Annotated in this window: 16 protein-coding genes; 5 read left to right on the forward strand and 11 right to left on the reverse strand. The window is 57.8% G+C overall.

Annotation, left to right across the window (positions count from 1 at the left end; all coding sequences use genetic code 11):
- Positions 1-28 precede the first annotated feature (28 nt).
- The 3 genes from QP093_RS09370 to QP093_RS09380 form a co-directional block, all read right to left on the reverse strand.
- Positions 29-1354 (reverse strand): HAMP domain-containing sensor histidine kinase, encoded by a 1326-nt coding sequence (locus tag QP093_RS09370; protein WP_285016249.1) that lies wholly within the window; start codon positions 1352-1354, stop codon positions 29-31.
- Between the two features lie 224 nt (positions 1355-1578).
- Positions 1579-2259, reverse strand: coding sequence for a response regulator transcription factor (locus QP093_RS09375; protein WP_285016250.1), 681 nt, complete (start codon positions 2257-2259; stop codon positions 1579-1581).
- A gap of 235 nt (positions 2260-2494) precedes the next feature.
- Positions 2495-3751, reverse strand: coding sequence for an adenylate/guanylate cyclase domain-containing protein (locus QP093_RS09380; protein ID WP_285016252.1), 1257 nt, complete (start codon positions 3749-3751; stop codon positions 2495-2497).
- A 268-nt stretch (positions 3752-4019) separates the two neighbouring features.
- Here QP093_RS09380 and QP093_RS09385 point away from each other — a divergent pair, with 268 nt between their 5' ends.
- Together QP093_RS09385 and dapD are read left to right on the forward strand one after the other, a co-directional pair.
- Positions 4020-4853, forward strand: a complete 834-nt coding sequence (locus tag QP093_RS09385; protein WP_285016253.1) for a Maf family protein — start codon at positions 4020-4022, stop codon at positions 4851-4853.
- A gap of 199 nt (positions 4854-5052) precedes the next feature.
- Entirely contained in the window at positions 5053-6075 is a 1023-nt protein-coding gene (gene dapD, locus QP093_RS09390; RefSeq protein WP_285016254.1) for a 2,3,4,5-tetrahydropyridine-2,6-dicarboxylate N-succinyltransferase, read from the forward strand.
- A gap of 612 nt (positions 6076-6687) precedes the next feature.
- Here dapD and QP093_RS09395 read toward each other — a convergent pair.
- The 3 genes from QP093_RS09395 to fdxA form a co-directional block, all read right to left on the reverse strand.
- Positions 6688-8046, reverse strand: coding sequence for a citrate synthase (locus QP093_RS09395; protein ID WP_285016256.1), 1359 nt, complete (start codon positions 8044-8046; stop codon positions 6688-6690).
- Between the two features lie 136 nt (positions 8047-8182).
- Entirely contained in the window at positions 8183-9361 is a 1179-nt protein-coding gene (dapC, locus tag QP093_RS09400; RefSeq protein WP_285016258.1) for a succinyldiaminopimelate transaminase, read from the reverse strand.
- Positions 9362-9451: 90 nt separating this feature from the next.
- Positions 9452-9790, reverse strand: a complete 339-nt coding sequence (fdxA, locus tag QP093_RS09405) for a ferredoxin (protein WP_058237065.1) — start codon at positions 9788-9790, stop codon at positions 9452-9454.
- A 306-nt stretch (positions 9791-10096) separates the two neighbouring features.
- Here fdxA and QP093_RS10145 point away from each other — a divergent pair, with 306 nt between their 5' ends.
- Positions 10097-10282: a putative acetyltransferase gene (locus QP093_RS10145; protein WP_058237840.1), complete on the forward strand. Its 186-nt coding sequence runs from the start codon at positions 10097-10099 to the stop codon at positions 10280-10282.
- A gap of 79 nt (positions 10283-10361) precedes the next feature.
- On the opposite strand, the gene typA is transcribed toward QP093_RS10145, so the two are convergent.
- Positions 10362-12281: a translational GTPase TypA gene (gene typA / locus QP093_RS09410; protein WP_285016259.1), complete on the reverse strand. Its 1920-nt coding sequence runs from the start codon at positions 12279-12281 to the stop codon at positions 10362-10364.
- Positions 12282-12620: 339 nt separating this feature from the next.
- A complete protein-coding gene (locus tag QP093_RS09415; RefSeq protein WP_285016260.1) occupies positions 12621-13838 on the reverse strand; it encodes a hypothetical protein in 1218 nt (405 codons plus the stop codon).
- 696 nt (positions 13839-14534) lie between these two features.
- On the opposite strand from QP093_RS09415, the gene QP093_RS09420 reads away from it, so the two are divergent.
- Complete coding sequence (locus QP093_RS09420) at positions 14535-15449, forward strand: D-hexose-6-phosphate mutarotase (protein ID WP_058237068.1); 915 nt, start codon at positions 14535-14537, stop codon at positions 15447-15449.
- Positions 15450-15612: 163 nt separating this feature from the next.
- On the opposite strand, the gene QP093_RS09425 is transcribed toward QP093_RS09420, so the two are convergent.
- Positions 15613-16476 carry a DUF3825 domain-containing protein gene (locus tag QP093_RS09425; protein ID WP_157886376.1) on the reverse strand — a complete coding sequence of 288 codons (864 nt, stop codon included), beginning with the start codon at positions 16474-16476 and terminating at the stop codon, positions 15613-15615.
- Positions 16477-16908: 432 nt separating this feature from the next.
- On the opposite strand from QP093_RS09425, the gene QP093_RS09430 reads away from it, so the two are divergent.
- On the forward strand, positions 16909-17232 hold the full coding sequence (locus QP093_RS09430; RefSeq protein WP_285016262.1) for a type IIL restriction-modification enzyme MmeI: 324 nt from the start codon (positions 16909-16911) through the stop codon (positions 17230-17232).
- 219 nt (positions 17233-17451) lie between these two features.
- Here QP093_RS09430 and erm read toward each other — a convergent pair whose 3' ends face one another.
- Together erm and QP093_RS09440 are read right to left on the reverse strand one after the other, a co-directional pair.
- Positions 17452-18306, reverse strand: coding sequence for a 23S ribosomal RNA methyltransferase Erm (gene erm / locus QP093_RS09435; protein ID WP_070429178.1), 855 nt, complete (start codon positions 18304-18306; stop codon positions 17452-17454).
- 153 nt (positions 18307-18459) lie between these two features.
- Positions 18460-18903 carry a recombinase family protein gene (locus tag QP093_RS09440; protein WP_223845690.1) on the reverse strand — a complete coding sequence of 148 codons (444 nt, stop codon included), beginning with the start codon at positions 18901-18903 and terminating at the stop codon, positions 18460-18462.
- Between the last annotated feature and the right edge of the window lie 270 nt (positions 18904-19173).

Here is a 19173-nt window from a genome sequence, read left to right on the forward strand (position 1 = left end):
CGCGACCACTCGGCACACACAATAAAAATCAGAAGCGCCGCGAGCGCCTTCCCATTGATACCAGGGGTCCCTGCGGCATGACTCGATCGGGGTCAATCGATGCGGGAATGGCCGCGAGTGACACGGTGAATACCGGTGGCGCTGCCTGCGTCAGTTCCAGTCGCCCGCCCATCGCTTCGGTCAGGTCGTGCGCTAATCCCAGCCCAATTCCACTGGACCCGTGACCGGATACGCCGTAGTCAAAAATCTCGGGAGCCAGTTCCTCAGAGACACCCTTGCCCTCGTCACTCACATCGATCATCACACCGCGCTTCGTGGGTGACTTGCGGGAAACCACTCGCGTTTCGCCGGCACCGTAACGCAAGGAGTTTTCGATCAGTGTTGCCAGCACCTGCCCGAGCTTCGCTGCATCGGCCAGCACCGAAGCACCCGATTCATCGGTGAAAGTCAAAGTCCGACCGGCCTGCGTGAAAGCACTCTCCCACTCTTCGCGAGCCGTGTTGAATACTTCCACCACATGGATAGCCTCGGTGTGCCCGCTGGTGCGTTTGGACGTGTCGAGCAGGTCCGTCACCACGGTCGTCAAGCGCTCGACCTGTTCAAGACAGCTGGATGCTTCTTCACGCACTTCGTCTTGCTCAGCGATCATCTCGATCTCCTCGAGCCGCATCGACAGAGCCGTCAGAGGCGTGCGCAGCTGGTGAGAAGCATCAGCGGAAAAACGGCGTTCTGCCGCCAAGCGCCCCGCCATGCGCTCTGCTGTTCTGGCCAGTTCATCCTGGACCAAGTCGATTTCCTCAATGCCGGATGGCTTCACTCGCGCACGCACCATACCGGCGCCAATTTGCTCAGCCTGAGCAGCCAGATAAATCAACGGGGCGGACAGTCGTCGCGACAGCCGCTTCGCCAAAGCCCAACCAACCAGCATCGACAGCGCTGCACCACCGATGAACAGGACAATCACACCGATCACGCGACGGATCGCGGGCATCGCGGAAGTTTCCATCGTCACGATCGTCCCCAACGAAGATGATTCCGACGACCTGAGTTTAGGGCCCGAAATGGTCTCCCCCACCACGATTTCATCCTGCCCGCGAGCTTTCACACGTGTCCATGCATCAGCCTCTTCCACGATCAGCGGTGTCGCCCAGGCTTCAACCAGATGCTCAGAAATCTGTGTGCCCTCCGAAATGCGGCGGTCGGATGCACGCATGAGGGATTCGACGCGCGCATCCAGAGCATTTTGCTCACTTTGCCACGCCATAATGGAGCCGATCGTCGCGCCCGGAATACCCATCAGCAGGACAACGACTGTCACGGCAGCCAGGATCATTTTTGCTGCTCGGCGTCCCATCGTTCCCTCCGATCTTGGCGTCAGCCCATCGTTTTGTGCAAGCGCTGACCGGTTGCACCGCAACGTGTAGACACCGGTTGGCTGCGAGCGCTTACATGCGCCGGCAGGGTCTAACAGGTGTCAGCGTTGGCTCACTGCTGGGATGAGCATTCACCATTAAGCCCCGCCAATTCTAAGCGCAGCGCAGCAAGGGGAGCGCAGTAAGGGGTTAGAGCAGGAGCGGCCTAGTGACCGTTCTTTTCGAAACGGAAACCCATTCCACGCACGGTTGTGATGTATCGCGGCGATCCGGCATCGTCTCCGAGCTTGCGGCGCAGCCACGACACGTGCATATCCAGCGTCTTGGTCGACCCTGATGGGTCGGACCCCCACACTTCACGCATCAGTGCTTCACGCTCGACCACGTTACCGGCTTCACGTACCAGCACTCGCAGCAGCTCAAATTCTTTGGCAGTCAGATGCAGTTCACGCGATCCGACGAAGGCCCTATGTGCAGAGACATCGATTGTCACGTCCTGAGCGCTGATCTCACCCTCTGACACGTCACCGACCGAGCGGCGCAACAAAGCGCGCACACGAGCCAGGAGCTCAGCCAGGCGGAACGGCTTGGTCACATAGTCATCGGCACCGGCATCCAGGCCTACGACCATGTCTACCTCGTCAGTGCGAGCGGTCAGAATCAGGATAGGTGTGGGGCGGCCTTGCGAGCGGATTTCACGCGCAACCTCAAGGCCGTCAATGTCAGGCAAGCCCAAATCGAGGACAACTAGATCGGCGCCGTCAATCTCATTGAGAGCGCCTTTACCAGTGCCATGAGCTCGGACCTCGTAGCCTTCACGCCCAAGGGCGCGAGCCAGAGGCTCGGAAATCGCGGGATCGTCTTCGACGAGCAGTACTGTAGTCACGGCTTAATGGTACATCCTAGGAGCGCTCTTTCACATTACTTGACCTTTTTCATCTCAATTTGCACCGTTCTTTAACGAGGAGAACGCGGCCTTTGAGCGGGCGAGGTCACACCGTTGTCTCACGTGGCAGGTGTTTTGAGCAGGCCGGAGGCGAAAGCAGCGAGATGGAATTTTATGCGCGCAGCTTAAAACAGACGCTGTAACTGACGCGGCGCTCTCCCCTCGTCCACCACCGTTATTCGTATTGACGCGAGAGCAGGTACGGAGAGACGAGGCCGAAGCCGCGAAGTTCTGTGCTGGGGAAGGTTTCGATCGCATAGCCTTCTCCGCCTTTACCCGCGGAAACTGCCGCGGCGGTAGTCGGGTCAGTCAGGATTCGCCCAACCGGCGCGATATCCACCAGCCGAGACGCGAGGTTCACCGGCGGTCCAAATACGTCACCTGAACGGGAGAACACGTCACCCCGTACGAAGGAAGCGCGAACCGGCAAAATGTCATCATCGGCGTTAAGGCGCTCAATCAATGAGGTCACCACATTCAGTCCGGTGGGCAAATCGTCAGCAATGAAGAACACGGCGTCACCAATCATCTTGACGACTCTGCCGCCTGCTTGAGTCACAGCGATTCGGCTCGCGTCCTCAAAACGTTGGATCAGGCCAACTAGCTTGCCGCCCAGGATGGTCGAGGAGGCCGTGTATGAGACCATGTCGACAAAACCGAGGGATCGGTTCAGCGGGAATCGACGCCTGGCTGATTCGTGCCCGCGCTGCGAGACTTCATGGTCGACGCGATCCAGGAGCGAGTGCAGCTGTCGCTGCCAGGAGTATACGAGAGTCTCGCCCAGCAGGTCGACGTACTGGCGCATCTGGTCGAGTGTGACGAGGCGGGCCGCTGTATCATCAAGCCTCAGGCGGCGGACAGAATCTTCCACGAACGCTTCCACCTGCCACAACGCCAGGCGGTCGGTGATGTGGGAGTGGGCTCGGAGCAAAGACTGTGCGGTGGATCGGTCGACACTTCCATCGGCGACGAGCTGAGTCCACTTGGCGTAAATTTCCTGGTCACGGTGGGTGAAGAGCGGCGATTCGGGGTCGGCGTCCGGGAAGCCCATCGTCGTCCAGAAATCATTCACGTCGTCAACGGTTCCGCCAACCGCGTTGGCAAGGTCTTCAACGGTCAGATGCGGGATTTCGCCTAGCAATTGTTCCTCGTACTCGCGTATCGTGGCTCCCGCCCCGCGGCTCACTCCCGCCTGCACGCTTCCCCGTTCTTCCCCCGCTTGCGCCGAGTGGTCGCGTGCAAGCGACTGCTCGTGATGCATAGAAGATGGCGAGCCCGGCTGCGCGGACGGTTGATCGTCTTCTGAGGGCACAACTGAACTGGCCGGACGTGAGGGCGGGTGCTCAGAAGTTCTGCTCGACGAAGCATCACTGTGACCGTCTCGCTGATCATTGTTGCTGTCGTTAATGTCAGCTTCGCACTGTCCAGTCACGCACCATTCCTCCCTTCCGTACTCGCATCCTTCTGCATCAGTATTCTGCATCGCGCAGCGTAAGCCGTAGCGTTATCTCTTCGCCTGACACACTTGTGAAAGTAGCGTTCGTGTCGCCCCAACGCGGAAATTCTCCGCGATTGGCATGCCACCTGCATGAATGCAACCTTCCATAGCATAGCGCCTTATGTGTCGATCGTCACGTTCCTCGTTATCCGCGAGTGGTCGCGTGCACGCGACCACTCGTCGAAGTGACACACTAGGCGGTATGCATCTAGTTTTGGCTTCCCGTTCGCCGGCGCGCCTCGCGACGCTCCTATCAGCAGGAATCACACCGATTGTCATGGTGTCAGATGTTGATGAGAACGAAGTTCTCCGACGGCTCAAAGAAGCCTTCTCTTCGTCAAGTGACCCTTCACACGAAGACCCATCGCCTGCCGACCAAGTTCTCGCTTTGGCTCAGGCAAAATGCCTCGCGGTGGCAGACAGGCTGGCCTGCGCTTCCCTCGACCATACGGCCGTCGACGAGGCTCGTGCCGAAGATCGCACACACGAAGACCTTATCGTCGTGGGCTGCGACTCCATGTTCGAACTGGATGGCGTCATGTATGGAAAGCCGCATAACCGCCTGACTGCCATCGAACGCATCAGGTCGATGCAAGGACGCAGCGGCACGTTGTGGACAGGGCACTACGTCGCCCTCCTAACAGCGCAAAGCCACAATTCGATTGACGAAGAGAGTGCCTCTCCCCTCGCTGGCGTGAAGCCGTCCCGTGCCCCCGAACCCGCCGCTGACACGCCCAAGTCGACGGACGTGGCCTATCAAGTTGCGCGAACGGCCGGGCGTTCAGCTTCCACAACCGTATATTTCGGCTCAATGACCGACGAAGAAATCAAAGCGTACGTTGACTCGGGTGAGCCGCTTGAGGTGGCGGGCTCATTCACGATCGATGGTCTTGGAGGGGCATTCGTCCGGGGCGTCGAGGGGGATCCCCACTCCGTTGTTGGTATCTCCTTGCCGCTCCTTCGGTCGATGCTGGCTGAGCTGGACGTATTCTGGCCCGACTTATGGGATCAGCACAACAGGCCCAACGGGCACTGACACCCATTCAAACCATTCGACGATCTCACAATATGGGAAAACCTGATCGCGTTTCAATCCTCTTGTGTGCCGAGTGGTCGCTTGCAAGCGACCACTCGGCACATGTCTCGTCGACTATGGCACCCACCTGCAAGCCGCCTGCAGCCCTCCCCCTCGCCAAAGTCCTTCCGGGAAATGCCAAGCACCGTAAACTGAGACCATGACTGAGGACACAACTGAGACCCACAATATGAACGCATGGGGAATTGGGCTGGCAACAGTTGCCGACGATGGTCACACACTGGACGTGTGGTACCCGCACCCCCATTTGGGCGAACGTTCTAACTCGGCCCCAGACGCCGAGCTCTTCGATATGCTCTCCGAACTGGAACGACGCGATGAGGCTCGCGGAGTGCACACACAGGTTGTCACCTGCACCGCTGACCTAGAGGATCGCCCTCAATCCACCGCCGATGCCTACCTTCGCCTGCATCTTTTGTCCCACCGGTTCGTCAAGCCCAACACGATCAACCTCGACGGCATTTTCTCGCGCCTCCCTTCAGTTGTGTGGACGTCGGCAGGCCCGTGTCCGATCGATGACTTCGAAGGAACCCGCCTTCGCCTGCGCCAACACCTCGGCCGTCCTGTCACCGTAACCGGCGTGGATAAGTTCCCCCCGATGGTGAACTACGTCGTGCCAGATGGAGTCAGGATCGCTGACGGTGCGAAAGTTCGCCTGGGTGCCTACCTGTCGAAGGGCACAACAGTCATGCATGCCGCGTTCGTGAACTTCAATGCGGGCACGCTGGGCCGCAGCCTGATCGAAGGCCGTATCTCGCGCGGCGTTGTCATCGGTGATGGATCCGACGTAGGCGGCGGAGCTTCGACCATTGGCGCTCTGAGCGGTAGCGGCGACGACCAGGTCCGCTTGGGCAAACGCTGTCTGCTGGGCGCAAACTCCGGCTTGGGCATTCCGCTGGGTGATGACTGCGTGATCGAAGCCGGACTGTTCCTGACAGCCGATACCCAGGTGGCGCTCATGCCTGGAGGCGGCGTCATTCCGGGCGCGAACGGTCTTTTCGCAGAACCGCGAACAGTGGAGGCTCGTGAACTTGCCGGAGCCTCGAATGTTCTCTTCAAGCGCTCCGTGTCCGGCAGAATTGAAGCCCACGCGCGCGGAGGCCGCTCAATCGAGTGGAATGACCCGCAGCAGCATCATCGTGAAAACCACGAGGACGACTAGCCGAGCCGCATACTTGAGCTCTCCCCCACCGTTAGGTCTTTGAATGGAGGCCAGCCTCCTCGTGACGTGATCGTGATGCTGGGTGCAGCGACGCGTGGCGGCACGTCCGGGTGCTAATAAGCCGGAAGCCGCATCGCATTTGAGCGTCACGTGGAGATAGCGGGGTAACGTCATGTTCCTCGCTCCCAGCAAATAGGACCTCCGCGATCAGTCATTTCCTAGTGGGCCAGCCAGCTTCTAGGTGCCTGGCTATTGCAGGGGTGCTGGGCGCTGCTTATGCCCGTGGTTGATACTGCACGAGGGTGGCTCACGCTATCCACAATTTCGTCAATTTTCTCATATTTTCTGTGGATTACTGCACCTTTTCAGTAAGGTCACACCCTGTAGCGCACCCAAACTTAATTGTCAAATTGGCGTCTTTTCAACGATTTCCGGGACTGCGCCGACTGGTTCCACACAGTCCACAGTTTTATCCACAGTCCTCGCGTCCAGTCGCCCGCAACTAGGCCACACAGACCGAAACGCGGAAGGAGAAGTCCCCCAGCCCTCAACAAGATCTCGTGAGTGGTCGCGTGCAAGCGACCACTCGCGAAAAAACAAAAACTGCGCGGACTAGCTACGCTGGCGTAACGGCACGTAGTCGCGTTCAACCTCACCAATGTAGACCTGACGGGGCCGACCGATCTTCGTTGCCGAGTCCTCCGTCATCTCCTTGTACTGCGCAATCCAGCCGGGAAGACGCCCCAGCGCGAACAGCGGTGTGAACATCTTGGTTGGGAAGCCCATCGCCGAGTAAATCAGGCCAGTGTAGAAGTCAACATTGGGGTACAACTTGCGTTCCTTGAAGTAATCGTCATTCAAGGCAATATCCTCGAGCTCCATCGCGACATCCAGCATCTCATCGCGTTTGCCCAGACGAGACAGCACATCGTGAGCCGTTTCTTTTACGATGGCCGCCCTCGGATCGTAATTCTTGTACACACGATGGCCGAAGCCCATCAAGCGCACGCCCTCTTCCTTGTTCTTAACCTTCTCAACGTAGGACTGAACTGATTCGCCCGATTCGATGATCTGGTTGAGCATCTTCAGCACGGCTTCGTTGGCACCGCCGTGAAGCGGACCTGCCAGCGCGCCAATTCCCGCTGCCACTGATGCATACAGGTTGGCTTGCGAGGAGCCGACGAGGCGGACGGTGGACGCCGAGCAGTTCTGCTCATGATCGGCGTGCAAAATGAACAATGTGTCGAGAGCATGCACCAGCGCCGGATCAATGTCATAGGACTGGTACGGCATGCCGAACGTCATACGGATGAAATCCTCAGTGTAGGAACGTTGAGCATCTGGGTACAGCAGTGGCAGGCCGGCGGCTCGCTTCGCGATGTAGCTGATCATGGTGGGAAGCTTCGCCAGCAGCAATACGAGCGCCACGTTGAGTTGCTCGGGGTCGCGCGGATCCAGCGTGTCCTCGTAATAGGTGGCGAAACCGGCGACACCTGCCTGGAGGATCGCCATCGGGTGCCCGCGGTGCGGGAATGCTGTAAAGAATGCCTTGAAATTCTCGTGAAGCAGGCGGTGACGCTGGATACGACGGATGAACAGCTCAAGTGTCTGCGCGTCGGGAAGTTCACCATAAATCAGCAGGTAGGCAACCTCGAGGAAGGAGGAATGCTTCGCGAGCTGTTCAATGGGGTATCCACGATAACGCAGGATTCCTTTCGCGCCGTCAATAAACGTGATGGCAGACTCGCACGATCCGGTGTTGACGAAGCCGGGGTCCAACGTCACAACGTCAGTGTCTGAAAGCATTTTCGTGATGCGTACGCCATCAGAGCCGGCGGTCGCATGGACGCGTTCAAGCGGCAGCGTCTTGTCACCAATAGTCAGGCAGCCGTCCGGTTTAGCTTCGGCGTCATGTGGCTTTGACGAGGACGGGGCTGCTTTCGTTGACTGATCGGAAGCTTCAGTGCTCATCGGTATGTACTACCTCCTCAAACAGGCGCGACTACATCGACGCATGGGCTTATAGTCCTACTTTAATACCCCCGAGGTCAGCTCGCGCAGGGATCTCGCATCCAGTAGCGCAGCCCCATCCTCGTCGCATTGGATCTTAGCGACTATTCGCGCTCGCAAACCCGTCAGAAATGAGGCGGCGGGCCGCAGTTTGGATGCGTTCGTCGGTTGCGGTCAGGGAGACTCGTACGAAGTTGGTTGAGCGTTCTCCGTAGAAGTCGCCTGGTGCCACGATCATTCCACGCTCGGCAAACCAGTCGACAAGGTCCCAGCCGTTCATGCGTCCACTCGGATCGCTTACCCATAAGTAAAGACCTGCTGCCGAGTGCGGGTCGACGCACAGCCCCGCGTCCTCAAGGGCACGCTTCAAAATGGTGCGGCGAGCTCCATACAGGGCGTGCTGGTGCTCAACGTGGTCGGTGTCCGTGAGTGCGACAGCCATCGCGTGCTGTATGGGCGCGGGGAGGATCATTCCGGTGTGGCGTCGCACGGTGAGAACTCGAGAGATCAGGTCGCGATCCCCCGCCATCAGTGCGGCTCTGTAGCCAGCCATGTTGGACTGTTTCGACAGGGAGTACAGGACTATGATTCCGGTTGGGTCACCGTCGCAAATGTCGCGATCAAGCAAGGATGGGACACCCTCGGAAGTAAAAGGAGCCTGCCAAGGCAAGGCGGCGTAGCACTCATCCGAGACCACTATCGCGCCCTTCTCTCTCGCCCATTGGACGCTTGCATGCGACTTCTCGCGAGTGAGGACGTGCCCAGTGGGGTTCGACGGCGAGTTCACCCAGACGAGGGATGCGTCAGGCCACGTGTCGACGCGCTCTGGATCCACGCGGATGCATCGCGCACGGATGAGGCGGGCGCTGATGTCATATGTAGGGTAGGAAACTTCCGGCACAAGGATGGTGTCATCGCTAGTCAGCCCCAGTTCGAACGGCAGCCATGCGACCGCTTCCTTCGACCCGATCGTCGGAATGACGGCCGCCGATTGTGCAGTTGCCTCCCGTGGAGATTGGAGAGGAACCATACCTCGCTTCGATGCCCACAGAGCCATTGCCTCCTGGAGTTCCAGCGTGCCTTCAACCCGAGGATATCCAGCAGCATTAGTGGAATTGGCGAGGGCGTCCTGGATGATCGTGGGTGTGGGGTCGACCGGTGTGCCGATCGAAAGGTCACACACGCCACCGGGATGCTCCGCGGCGCGTGCGCGCGCCGGCTCCAGACTATCCCAGGGAAAGTCAGGCAAATTCAAGGGACGGAGCAGAGCATTCATACAAGTCTCCAGCAAATAAGTGGCGAGTGGTCGCTTGCACGCGACCACTCGCCAATATAGTCATCACAGCGATGCACTGATGGGACTGCCTCAGTTTTGGGACAGGTACTCCTCGTTTTGAGGCGGAAGATCCTGAATCATCTCATCGTCGAATTCTTGTGCTCCGACACGCTGCGCGCCGCCTGGCGAGCCGAGATCTTTGAAGAAGTCGACATTCGCGCGGTAATAATCCGACCATTCTTCCGGAAGATCATCCTCGTAAAAAATGGCCTCGGTCGGGCACACAGGTTCGCATGCCCCGCAATCAACACATTCATCGGGATGAATGTACAGCGATCGTTTCCCCTCGTAAATGCAGTCCACAGGGCATTCATCCACGCAAGCACGGTCTTTGACGTCCACGCAAGGTTGCGCGATGACATACGTCATGAGATCCCTCCCTCTTCTCAACGCGACGTGCACTCGAGGCCATCACATATCCCACGGGACTGCCGGCTCATCGCACAGCTCGACGCGTTGACTATATTAGTGCCACTATTATCACTCATATGCGACAGCATTCAGCCTGCGACCACCATTTGCGCGTGGACTCTCAGCGATTTCTCCTGTAAAGACGCCACTTAGTCGCAGTGGCGCCCAATCAATCAAAGAAAGCTCATGTACTCAGAAAACACGTCACAACCTGCCAATAGGGCTCAACACGGCTTTCCTAAACAACCGCCTGAGCTTCCTTGGATGAGATGGGCAGTTGGCACTCGGGTCGTGGTGAGGTATCGCGAAGGCGAAGGCTTTCGCGATGCTCTGGGGACTTTACTGGAAGTTGCGCCCGACCACGTTACTATCGAGGCGCGGCGGGGAATCGTTCGTGTCGAAGCGGACACGATGGTGACCGGAAAAGTCGTCCCTCCTGCGCGCTGGTAGCAGGGCACGAAAAGGCAACCATCCCTGAAATTTCGCCGAGTGGTCGCTTGCACGCGTCTACTCGGCGAAAAAACCTAGACTACTTATCTTTACGACGTTGACGCGCTGCGATCTTAAAACGCTCCTGCGAATCCAACACGACCTTACGAATACGAATCGCCTCAGGCGTGACCTCAACGCATTCATCATTAGACGCGAACTCCAGCGACTCTTCCAGCGTCAGTTTTCGCGACGGAGTCAACGTTTCATACACATCAGCGGTGGCCGAACGCGTATTCGTCTGCTTCTTCTCACGCGTGATATTGACGTCCATATCCTCGTTACGGGGATTCTCCCCTACAACCTGACCTTCATAAACCTCTGACCCCGGCTCAATAATGAACGATGCGCGCTCCTGCAGGTTGGTCATCGCGTAAGGCGTTGCCTGCCCTGCACGGTCAGCAACCAAGGAGCCGGTCAGCCGCTGCTCAATCGTCCCCTGCCACGGAGCGTATCCCTCCGAAATTGACGAGGCGATTCCCGTTCCACGAGTTTCAGTCAAGAAACGCGCACGGAAGCCAATCAGCCCGCGGGCAGGGATCGTGAACTGGAGGCGGATCCAACCACTCCCGTGATTAGCCATCGAGTTCATGCGGCCTTTACGCTGAGCCATCAGCTGGGTCACCGCGCCCAGATACTCCTCAGGAATGTCGATGGTCATCTGCTCCATCGGCTCGTGAACTTTACCGTCAATTTCCTTGGTCACAACCTGTGGTTTACCGACAGTAAGCTCAAACCCTTCACGCCTCATCTGTTCGACGAGGATTGCGAGCGCAAGCTCGCCTCGTCCCTGAACTTCCCACGCATCGGGCCGAGAAGTCGGCAAAACCCGCAACGACACGTTACCCACCAGTTCACGATCGAGACGGTCCTTAACCTGGCGAGCAGTCACTTTCGCACCCTTGACACGCCCAGCCAGCGGCGAGGTGTTGATTCCCACGGTCATGGAAATCGCGGGGTCATCCACCTTGATCAAGGGAAGTGGACGAGGATCGTCGAGGTCGACCAGCGACTCACCGATCGTAATATCGTCGACGCCGGCAATTGCAACGATCTCGCCGGGGCCAGCCTCTTCAGCAGGCACGCGCTCCAAACCTTCTGTGCGTAGTAGCTCCGTGACGCGAACAGACTTGATGGTGCCGTCATGACGGGCGAGCCCGACGTTCTGTCCCTTTTTCAGGGTGCCGTTGTGCATGCGCAGCAACGCCAGACGCCCTAGGAAAGGAGAGGCATCGAGGTTGGTGACATGGGCTTGTAGAGGAGCCCCCTCGTCGTAACTGGGACCGGGAATACGTTGCAAGATGGTTTCAAAGAGTGGCTCGAGGTCTTCTTCCGGAAGCTTGCCGTCGCCGGGATTCGTCAATGAGGAGACGCCTGCTTTAGCTGATGCGTAAATCACGGGCACGTCCAGCAATGCATCAACATCCGCTTCCACGCCTTCGTTCATAAGGTCTTCAGCCAAGGACAACAGAAGGTCAGTGGTTTCCGAGACGACCTCTTCAATGCGCGAATCGGGGCGGTCCACTTTGTTGACAACAATGACGACCCGCAGTTGAGCTTCGAGGGCTTTGCGCAGGACGAAGCGTGTTTGCGGCAGCGGACCTTCAGAGGCATCGACGAGGAGGACGACGCCGTCGACCATGGACAGCCCGCGTTCAACCTCGCCGCCAAAGTCGGCGTGACCTGGGGTGTCGATGACGTTGATGGTCACGCCTTCGGCCAGACCGAGTTTTTGCGCAGCGGGCCCGCGGTAGTGCACAGCGGTGTTCTTGGCGAGGATCGTGATGCCTTTTTCACGCTCAAGATCACCCGAGTCCATGACGCGTTCGCCGGTCTTTTCCACCGAATCATGTTCGGAGAAGGCTCCTGATTGCCAGAGCATTGCGTCGACAAGCGTGGTCTTCCCATGATCCACGTGGGCGACGATAGCGACGTTACGAATGTCCTGACGCACAGGCATTGCCTGCCTCCTTTATGGCGACGATCGAAGAAAATGCGCCGAGTGGACCCGTGCACGCGACCACTCGGCAATAAACGTCTGGGGTTGCCAGTTGAGTGTAGGGGTCGATTCCTCTTCACGCAGCTGTGCACACGAAATACCAGATTAATCACTCATCGGCGTCTCCGATAGAGACGAGCATGCGAAATCGAACACTTTACGACACTCAATGTGTTCCGTTTCATCCTGGAACTGCGGCTCTTATCGATCACGACGTCTCATCGTGTACTTGTTCTCATTCTCTAAGATCGAAGCGGCTTGGTCAGCATCGCGACGTTTCGGCCGCCGCTCGGTCTAGGGTCAGCACACCGCCGCCACTTGCCAGCTATGGCTCACCGACTCGTCCCGCGTCCACGCATTTCGACGCCGATCAAAAAGCGCCTTCTTCCACGAGCGCCGCATGGGAATGGAAGCCGAATGGCCTAACAGCTGGGCAATCCTTCTTTCGAGATACGGCGTCTCGCCGCGAAGATCTTTACGACGAACCACGAGGATAGTCCACCCAGCCTCCTCAAGAACCTGGATCCGCCAGCGGTCATGTTCGGCCTGTGGACCAGTTTCCGGATGGAACTCCTCGCCAAAATATTCGACACCTATCTTCACCGCTGCGTTTTTTAACCCGCTTGAGATCTCACCACTAGCCCCTCCGGGCACATGGTGCGCGCCCTCGCTCCGCACCCCTGTCGAGTCCGCCCACGACCGTCCGAGGCTGCATATTTGCCGCTTCGAGCGCCCACCATCTTGTGCAGGCAGGCACCATCCCAGATCGATTCGGAACGAGCCTTTACCGCTGGCATGCCCTCCACACAAGTTGGTGCTGTTCTGCGGGCAAACGAGGGACTCTTCGCTGTCCGTCACCGAGTCCCGCGCCTCACTCATGCTGCTACTTTTCGCGATTCGGCCTTGCTGTGTGGCGCTGACACGCACAGGGATTTGAAGAATTGGACGGGGAAGGCCTGCTTCACGTAAACGCAGACGAAGGGCAGTTTCCTGAACTGATTCGGATCTGATGTCGGCATTGTTAATCGCAGCACGTAAGATCCGTACACCTCGCCTGCCAGCCCTCGCCTGCGCGGCTTCTACCAGCTCGTCCACTGTTACGAGTCCCTGGCGCAAAAAGCCTTCAATCCACGCTGTCGCGAGGTCAATCGTCGCTCCCATCGCAACATCGCACACTGTGCGCAAAGCGCTCGTGACGCGCATGCCCTCCATGCTCACGATTTCGCTTTCATCAACTTCCATAACTCTGCATGCAACACCAGGTCGGCGTACTGCGCGAGTGCCGGCCGGGCGAAGCACACAGATCCGAAAGGCGTCATCAGCCTCATGGCTATCCCGCACACTAACCCCATACATTAAAGCGGCGGTTTCACCGGCAAAAACAGCATCATCAGGCAAAATCGCCGCGACCGCATGCATCATTTCGCCGTCGAATAGCCGGCGCGATACATACCATCCGCGCGCCAGGTGAACAATATGTCCAGAGCGGCACGCGCTCTCAATTTGTGAGGTTTCCACTCCAGCCCGCCGCAGTTCATATGTCGATGTCACGACGCGCGAGCCAACCATTTCACGATCGGCACACATGACCGAGGGAGGCTGCGTCACTCCGCCGAGTTCTTTAAGGTCTGTCTGCCACTGCTCGAGGGTGCGCGAGCGGAAACGCAAAACTGGTGAACCACGCGAGGCAGCAAAGCGCTCGCAGTGCGTCAAGGTTCGGATCCTCTCGCGAATGGGCCTCGTAGCAGATGAGCCCGGGTTCTCGCCGTGGGTATCGCCACGCGCCTCTTTCGACTCCGTGGGGATCGTGACTGTGCCATTGCGACGGAGTTCTGGCTCGCTGTTTATGCCTTTCCTAGTGGTCATGGCAGCCACTGTGCAGTACGACGCGGCCACCTGGCAGTGGCCGTCACCGAGTTGTGGACGTGGCCTCCACGGGTGAAAGTAGTGTGGATAAGACCATAGCCAGCCACATGCCTGTGGATACTGCTCATCCACGCACACGGCACCTCCCCAGAATTACTGATTCACCAACTCCGCCCCCTCCCTCGCACCGCTTCGGGCTCCTGTAGTTCACGGTGAAGGCAACAGCGCATCAGCCTCCCTCGCCAATGCCCCACCGAATGGCGCACAGCCCGAATGATGTTGTTCCTTCTTGTGCAGCCCGCATGGCGAATGCGCCCATGAAAGCCTGTTTCGCTCTACTCTTAAACCATGACGGATTCATCAGCACTTCCCACTCCCCTTAACCTGGAAGGTTCATCCTCGCGGGCGTCGATCTCCCCGTTCGGCGCTCAGGTGCTCGAGTGGACGGTTGACTCTGATACACCCGTGATCTGGATGTCTCCGCTGGCAGCACACGATGGTGTCCGTACGCCACGAGGAGGGGTCCCAATATGTTTGCCGTGGTTCGGAGCTCATCTGAGTGATCCTGAAGCTCCCAAACACGGTTTCGCGCGCACCGCTATGTGGACTCAGATCAGCCCAGATCCTGCCGACAAGGACATTGCGCGCGGGGAAAGCGACTCCACGTATGCCGAATTCGCCCTGGCTCATTCTCCTTCACAGAATTCCAGCCAGTCGGACCAGCCAGTCCAGCCAGGCGCCGACGGCTATTTTCCTTTCAGTTTCGAGGCGAACCTTTCGATCGACGTAGCCGATTCCCTGATGATGAGGTTGACTGTGACGAACACAGACACTCGACCGTTTACCTTTCAGGAAGCTTTCCACACCTATGTGGCGGTTGGCGACATCAAAGACGTCACGATTGAGGGCCTCGACGGCGCTTTCTACGACGACAAGTCGCTTGCACGCGACCACTCGCGCAAGCAAATTGGTGAGGTGACGTTCGTACGGTACACGGACCGGATCTATCACTCTGATGCGAACGTGCAGATCCGCGATCCCCGTTTCCGGCGGATCGTCTCGATTGAAAAGTCCGGCTCGGCCAACACGATCGTGTGGAACCCCTGGTCAGACACGGTTGGCCAATTTGATGATCTTGAATCGCGCGCATGGCAAGAGTTTGTTTGTGTCGAGTCCGGCAACGTTGCAGACGAAGCGATCGAACTCGAACCCGACCAGTCTCACACCATGACTGTCTCGATTTACGTTGACTCGATGGAGTGAGCAGCGATCCCTCACCGAGGAGCTATGGCACAGCGCCTCACTCGCGAGGTCGCACCAGATCCTTGCTCACCAGTGTCACCTAAATCTCACTCTCCGAAGTGCCCTAGATCCTCACTCCCCAATACCGCCGCTGAGCCCCACTGAACAGCGCTGCCCCACCGCCTCAGTCGACCTCGTCAGGTTCTCCCGCGCTGGGTAGAAGCCACTCGGAGTCAGGACGAGCGACGAGGCGGGCATTCGAGTACGCCATCTCCAATGTCAACACGGTGTGTCCGCGGTATATGCGCTCATTAGCCTTGGACACTACCAGCGCCAGATCTGCTCGACCATCACTGTCAAGATCCAACGGCATCAGGAACTGTGCCGTATCTTCAGGCGCGGCCGGATACCACTGAGGCACGACCACTTTATAGTTGCGGCGAGTCTTGCGCAGCGCCCAGTTCACCGCAGAATCAAGCGCCTGTCGCGCGCGGACCGGGTTCGCCTGCAAATCCAGTGGAAAGCGGTCAATGTTATCGCCCAGGATGTGACTGTAAGCCAATTTGAGTTCGCAGCTGCAGTCGTATACGAGGTCGCCAGCTGTTCTCACGTACTGTGCCATCTGCGGCAAGGGGTCAAAATTAGCCAGAAGATCTCTGTTGGACTCGGTAACCCATCCCTTGAAAAACCAATCTTGCGCGTCATCGTTGCGGAAGTGGTTCCTCTCAAAAAGCGCAAAGAGCTCCTCTGAAAGTGCAGTCAGCAGTCCAGTATTAAATGCAGCGTATTGCCCATCAGCGCTCACATCGATCTTGTCTTCGGTGACGAGGCGCTTGTACGTGTAGTTGACATAGTTGTTGAGGATCGGATGGTCGAGTGACCGGGTCGCCTCGCCCCAGTCTTCGTCCTCGGCAAGCGCGGCAAGCTCGTTCAGTGTCTGGTTCCACGCCAAGAGCGGACTGTAACGAGGCGCAGCGCCGCGCTCATATTTCACACGAAACGGGAAGAAAGCAAACTCACGGAGCCGATCCGGATTTCCATTCGTCACGTAAGCCTCCTCAGCAGGTTCGAGGTTTTCCTGTCCTCGCATATAGTGCGTCACTCCTGATCTCTTACTCAGCGCCTGTGCCGACGCGCGCTCGCACCCAACTGTGCGGCTGGCTCGCGCCCAAGCTGGCGATTGCCACGCCTCTCTCTCGGTGAGAATCCGACGTGCGCAGAGACCACTCTATTCACACGTTGAACCGGAATTCGACGGAGTGTCGGCGATAAATAACCATTTTATTCGCAAGTGCGGAAGTAGCAACGAAATACCGCTAAAACGGACAACATGGGGGTGCACAGAAATACATATAGGTTCTGCGGAAAACCTATAGGGATCGTCGCTATAAACCGCTGTGCGTGGAAAACATAAAGGGTTTACGGACCCGGTCCCAGCCCCCTCAATACTCTGAGCCGGGAGAATGGAAAATGGAAGTCGATGTATCCCCACTATTCATTTTTCCGTTCTTCGGAGTACACCGGGAGCTACTCCTTCGGACCAGCTCCGTGTGAACTAGATGAGAAAGCGCAGCAGCGAATCATCGACGCTGGACAGTTGGTACTGCGGGCCCGCGAGCGGCACCCCGAGGGGTCACTCGCGGAGCACTACAACCCGTTAGCGATGGACCAAACTCTGCTCAAGGCTCACGACGAAATGGACCGAGAAGTAAATAAAGCTTTCGGTGTGGCACGCAAACTCACCAACGAGCGCCAGCGCCAGGAGCTACTGTTCGCCAGCTACGGGGAGTTGTCGACGGGCTAATCTCCTCGCTTCCATCAAAATCGAAACCACCAGCAGGGTCGTTCCCCGTGCGGGTAATTTTGATCGGCCCCGCTGCTGGGTATAGAACCCTGTCGCCGGCAACGCCGGGAACTATGACTGTGCCCGACGAGAACACGTCACTGTCATAACCCGGCTCACGGTAGACCAGCACTGGTCGTCCACTACTACTGGTGGATTTCGGTTTGGGTGGCGGGGAGATTAACGCCGCCGGCCTCGTTTTTTGCGTTGAGGAGGGCGTTGACTACTTCCCGATTGTGAAATTGGCCGATGGTGCGATGGAGAGGAACCAGTCACCTGAAAGAGATCGATCCAGTCGCTGGTGCGCAATCTGGGGGGTAGGGTTGCGGGGTCGATTCCTCGCGAGCGCAACCATGATTGTGTATCTGAACGTGATGAAAACAACCCTGCCCTTCGGAGAATTTCCCCTATCCCGCGTCCCCGGGCGGTGAAAACGGTGTGCACCATAGCCTGAAAGGCTTTGCGTTGCTCTATCGGGATCTTCGGGTCACCCACCCGGCGGATCACTAAGATCCCCCCGTCAACGTTAGGCTGTGGACGGAAAGCAGACCTTGGTACTCGGGAACCAAGGTGAAACGTGAACCATGGGGACCACTGAGCCGTCATCATCGTGCTTGCGCCTACCCCGGCCCGGCGGCGAGCGACTTCCCACTGCATGAGGAGTACAGCGTCAGTCCATGCCGGCGCATGCAACAACTTTCGAAGAATGGCAGTGGTGAGGTGAAAGGGAATGTTTCCCACAATGACGCAGGGAGTGGCGGGTAACGGGAAGTTAAGGAAATCATCATGGACCACTTCGACCGACGCCGAGGCGGTCTTTTTTGTGAGTTTGGCAGCTAGTTTTGCGTCTACCTCAACTGCCGTTATTGCCCTCCCCAAGCGGGATATCGGGTGAGTGAGGGCACCGCTTCCCGGCCCGATCTCGATGATGGGGCCGGTGGTTTGTTTTACAAGATCGACGATGGTGTTGATGATCTTTTGGTCTGTGAGAAAATTTTGGCCATGTTCGTGACGGCCGTATCCGTATGTAGACATCAGGTGTGCTCCGTGGAGTTGAAACGGAGCCGGGCATGGCAAATGGCCGCCCGGCTAAAGGACCGGAGCGGTTTTTGACCCGCGGGAGGGAGAAAACCGCCTTAGCGGTTGGTGAGCGGCCGCATGAAAACGGAACCTGAAATCAACATGGTTCTATCGTATCCAATTAATTTCGCAGGGTGCAATACGGTGAGAAAGAAGACAACCGCACCGCAACAGTGCAAGACCTCTCTGGATTGGAATTTGTCCTACCTTCGGGGCGTCATACAGACGCCACTGGCGTATTTTGTCTCTGGGCAACGAGGGGGAGTTACCCCCACCTCCGAATGTTTTTAAGGTGCACCCCTGATTACGCTGGGGTGCGGGAGTAATTCTGTCCGACCGATCGGACTGTCCAGCGAGGTCCCAGCAGATGATCGCGTCGATTTCGCCGCGTTCGAGGGATGCCACCATGGCGTCGTAGTTGGGGCGAGCCACATTCTTCTTTGACGCGGAAATGGACTGATCGACGTCGTTATGTCCTATGTCCAACGTGCAAGCCACGCTGCTTTGCAATGACTTCACAGTCCTGAGGCTGCAGGTCGATGGTGCGGCCATCCACGTCAGCGTCTCGTGAGATACGACGGCAAATAGGAGCGCGTGTTGTCAAACGCTATTAATAAGGCCTAGCTACACATTGAACTTAAATTCAACGGTATGTAGTTGCAAAGTTACTTTCTCGAGAACCTCGCCGCCCACGTCGCTCCCGCGTTGGGCGGCAGCCGAACCACAAAGGATCAGTCATCTGCTATCCCATCGACTAATTCTTGCAGGTCGCAGGACCTTCGCGTAACTGTCAGTTCAGCGCATTTTGAATAGTTCAGCACA

It is taken from the genome of Pauljensenia sp. UMB10120, assembly GCF_030212035.1.
Taxonomy (GTDB): domain Bacteria; phylum Actinomycetota; class Actinomycetes; order Actinomycetales; family Actinomycetaceae; genus Pauljensenia; species Pauljensenia radingae_A.